Origin of the sequence: Nocardioides sp. NPDC057772, assembly GCF_042798075.1 — a bacterium.
Taxonomy (GTDB): Bacteria; Actinomycetota; Actinomycetes; order Propionibacteriales; family Nocardioidaceae; genus Nocardioides.
Genome location: NZ_JBHVKN010000302.1, coordinates 1 through 3,460 on the forward strand (window position 1 = coordinate 1; position 3,460 = coordinate 3,460).

4 protein-coding genes are annotated in these 3,460 nt (G+C 68.1%); 2 read left to right on the plus strand and 2 right to left on the minus strand.

From position 1 onward, the window contains the following. Positions 1-36: 36 nt before the first annotated feature. On the minus strand, positions 37-1,086 hold the full coding sequence (recA, locus tag ACFVJS_RS26650) for a recombinase RecA (protein WP_165111105.1): 1,050 nt from the start codon (positions 1,084-1,086) through the stop codon (positions 37-39). Between the two features lie 252 nt (positions 1,087-1,338). Continuing rightward, entirely contained in the window at positions 1,339-2,076 is a 738-nt protein-coding gene (locus tag ACFVJS_RS26655) for a DUF4396 domain-containing protein (protein ID WP_378886576.1), read from the minus strand. Positions 2,077-2,203: 127 nt separating this feature from the next. Here ACFVJS_RS26655 and ACFVJS_RS26660 point away from each other — a divergent pair, with 127 nt between their 5' ends. Continuing rightward, entirely contained in the window at positions 2,204-2,707 is a 504-nt protein-coding gene (locus ACFVJS_RS26660) for a hypothetical protein (RefSeq protein ID WP_378886577.1), read from the plus strand. 94 nt (positions 2,708-2,801) lie between these two features. Further along, complete coding sequence (locus tag ACFVJS_RS26665) at positions 2,802-3,449, plus strand: DUF305 domain-containing protein (protein WP_378886578.1); 648 nt, start codon at positions 2,802-2,804, stop codon at positions 3,447-3,449. Positions 3,450-3,460: the final 11 nt, after the last annotated feature.

Consider the following 3,460-nt stretch of genomic DNA (forward strand, 5'->3'; position numbering starts at 1 on the left):
CGGTCACGCTTGGACGAAGCCACGGATCAGACGGACCTAGAAGTCCTCGACACCGGCGGGCTCGGCCGCGGGAGCAGCCTCCGCCTCGACCGTCGGCACCACGCCGAGCTTCTCCAGGATCCGCTTCTCCAGCTCGTTGGCCAGGTCGGGGTTGTCCTTGAGGAAGTTGCGCGAGTTTTCCTTGCCCTGACCGAGCTGGTCACCCTCGTAGGTGTACCAAGCGCCGGCCTTGCGGACCAGGCCCGCCTCGACACCGACGTCGATCAGGCCGCCCTCGCGGGAGATGCCCTTGCCGTACATGATGTCGAACTCGGCCTGCTTGAACGGCGGGGCCACCTTGTTCTTCACGACCTTGACGCGGGTGCGGTTGCCGACCATGTCGGTGCCGTCCTTGAGCGTCTCGATCCGGCGCACGTCGAGTCGCACCGAGGAGTAGAACTTCAGCGCGCGACCACCGGTCGTGGTCTCGGGCGAGCCGAACATCACGCCGATCTTCTCGCGCAGCTGGTTGATGAAGATCGCCGTCGTGCCGGAGTTGTTGAGGGCCGAGGTCATCTTCCGCAGCGCCTGGCTCATCAGTCGTGCCTGCAGACCGACGTGGCTGTCGCCCATCTCGCCCTCGATCTCGGCCCGCGGCACCAGCGCCGCTACGGAGTCGATGACGATCAGGTCGAGCGCACCCGATCGGATCAGCATGTCGGCGATCTCCAGGGCCTGCTCACCGGAGTCGGGCTGGGAGACCAGCAGGGCGTCGGTGTCGACACCGAGGTTCTTCGCGTATTCCGGGTCGAGCGCGTGCTCGGCGTCGATGAACGCCACGATGCCGCCGGCCCGCTGGGCGTTGGCCACGGCGTGCAGCGCGACCGTCGTCTTACCCGAGGACTCCGGGCCGTAGATCTCGACGACCCGGCCGCGAGGCAGACCACCGAGACCGAGCGCCACGTCGAGCGCGATCGACCCGGTCGGGATCACCTCGAGCGGCGCCTTCGTCTCGTCGCCCAGCCGCATGACCGAGCCCTTGCCGAACTGCCTTTCGATGTTGGCGAGAGCGGCATCCAATGCCTTCTCGCGATCACCTGCCGCCATGTTCTTTCCTTCCTGAGGAGCAGATTTCTTGCCCCTGCCTGCCGCTTGTCCACGTGTCTTCGTCGTCATCAAGGCAGACGCTAGACGGGACCACCGACAGTTTCTGAACGGGACCCTCCGGCACGGTGTTTCACGAACTCATTTTCCGGGCCGATCGCGAAGCACGAACCAAGCTCCACCCAGCACACACACTAGCCCGAACAAGCGTTCGATGTGAACACTTGTTCGGGCGTGTCGGGTCCACCGGGGCCGTCAGTGGCCCTGCATCTCCATCTGCTCGGCGGGGGCCGGGTCGCCACCGAGCTCGTCGGCGACGGAGACCGAGAGACCGCCGAGCATGAAAGCGAAGATCACCGCCGCCATGGCGCCGCTCGAGAACGAGGGGATGTAACGGCGGAAGCCCTCCTGGACCGGCGCCGCGTCGTGGTACTCGTGCGTCAGCGCGTGTCCCTTGCCCCGCTGGAGCAGGTATCGGTTGACCGGGAAGGCGGCCACGAAGGCGACCGTGAGAGCGATCATCATCCCGACCCAGAACACCACGTTGACCAGGCCGGCGTCCATGGCCCCCGGGATGAGCGCCATGACCAGGTTGTCGACCAGCTCCATCGTGGCGATCGAGAGAGTGTCGGCCGCAAGTACGACACTGAGCGCCGCCCCGAGGGCCAGACCCGACTTGAGCAGCGGCAGGGTCGAGAGGGCGTAGCCGAACAGGAACGCCAACGAGACGGCAAGGACGATCGTCCACCCGGTGCCGAGTCCGATCGCGGTGCCGATCATCAGGCCGGCGATCTCGCCGATCGCACACCCGGTGAGGCAGTGCAGCGTGGCGCTGGCCGCCATCGCGTTCACCCCGGCGCCGCCGTGCGCCCCATGGGCGGCATGCCCGGAGTGGTCACCGTGCCCGTCGTGACCTCCGTGCCCCTCGTGCATCGCGTGCTGATGTCCGGCGTGGTCGTGTCCGGCGTGCAGGTGCTCGTCATGCGACGTCATGTCGCCCCCTTGCTCGTTCGTTGTGCCTACCCGCAGTTCATACCCCATGGGGGTATGAACTTGCAAGGGATATCCGATCTCGGATCCCGCTTTGTCCAACCGCCCACGACTGCTTAGGGTGTGCGGTGTGTGGACGGCAGCCCGACGACAGCGGCGTACGACCCGTGCGGTCGCTCGCGCCGCGCTGCTGGCAGCGGTCGTGGTCACGGTGGCCGGCCTGCTGGCCATGCACGGGCTGAGCCTGCACGGCACCGGCACCGACGGTGAGCACGGCAGGCTGAGCCTGCCCGCCGCCCACGTGGACCACGCGCACTCCGTCGAGCACGCCGACCACGCACCGGCCGACCACGCACCGGCCGACCACGCACCGGCCGACCACGCACCGGCCGACCACGCACCGGCCGACCACACCGGGCAGCCGGGCAGCGACGGGCACACGATGATGGTGCTGTGCGCCGCGTTCCTGCTCGCTGCGGGCGCGCTGCTCCTGAGCGGGTTGTGGCGGCGTACTCCTGCCTGGTGGTTCGCCCGGGCCCGCGACCGGTCCCGGATCGACGGGACCGCGCCGTTCGTCATGCATCCCGCGAACGGCCCGCCACCGGAGTGGGCCTTCTCCGTCATCAGGTGCTGAGCGGCCTGATCCCAGCTGCGACCCGGGCGCTGCCCGGGTCCGCAGGTGGGTCAGCGACGCCCGAGACCACGCACATGACAAGGAGAAACAACAGATGCGTACGCAACGTCCCCTCTTCCGCGCGACCTGGGCCGCGGCCGGCCTGGCTGTGCTGCTGACGCTGTCCGCCTGCGGTGGCGGCAGCGAGGAGGCCGAGGCTCCCCAGAAGCTCTCGGAGACCGAGCACAACAAGGCCGACGTCGCCTTCGCGACCGACATGATCCAGCACCACGCGCAGGCGATGTCGATGGTCGACCTGACCATGGACCGCCCCCTCGAGCCAGAGGTGCAGGAGCTGGCCGACGCGATCCGGGCGGCCCAGAGCCCCGAGATCGAGACCATGTCCGGCTGGCTCCAGGAGTGGGGCGAGGAGGTGCCCTCGACGATGCGCGACCACGTCAACGGCGGTCACGAGGGCCACGGCGGCGAGGACGAGAGCAGCATGTCCGACTCGATGGAGGGCATGGACGACGACATGCCCGGGATGATGTCCGCCGAGGACATGGAGGCGCTGGAGAAGGCCTCCGACGCCGAGTTCCAGGACATGTGGCTGGAGATGATGATCGAGCACCACGAGGGCGCGATCGAGATGTCCGAGACCGAGCAGGACGAGGGCCGGTTCAAGCCGGCCGTCGACCTGGCCGGCACGATCATCGAGACCCAGTCGGCCGAGATCGAGACGATGGAGAAGATCCTCGGCTGACGCCTGACGGC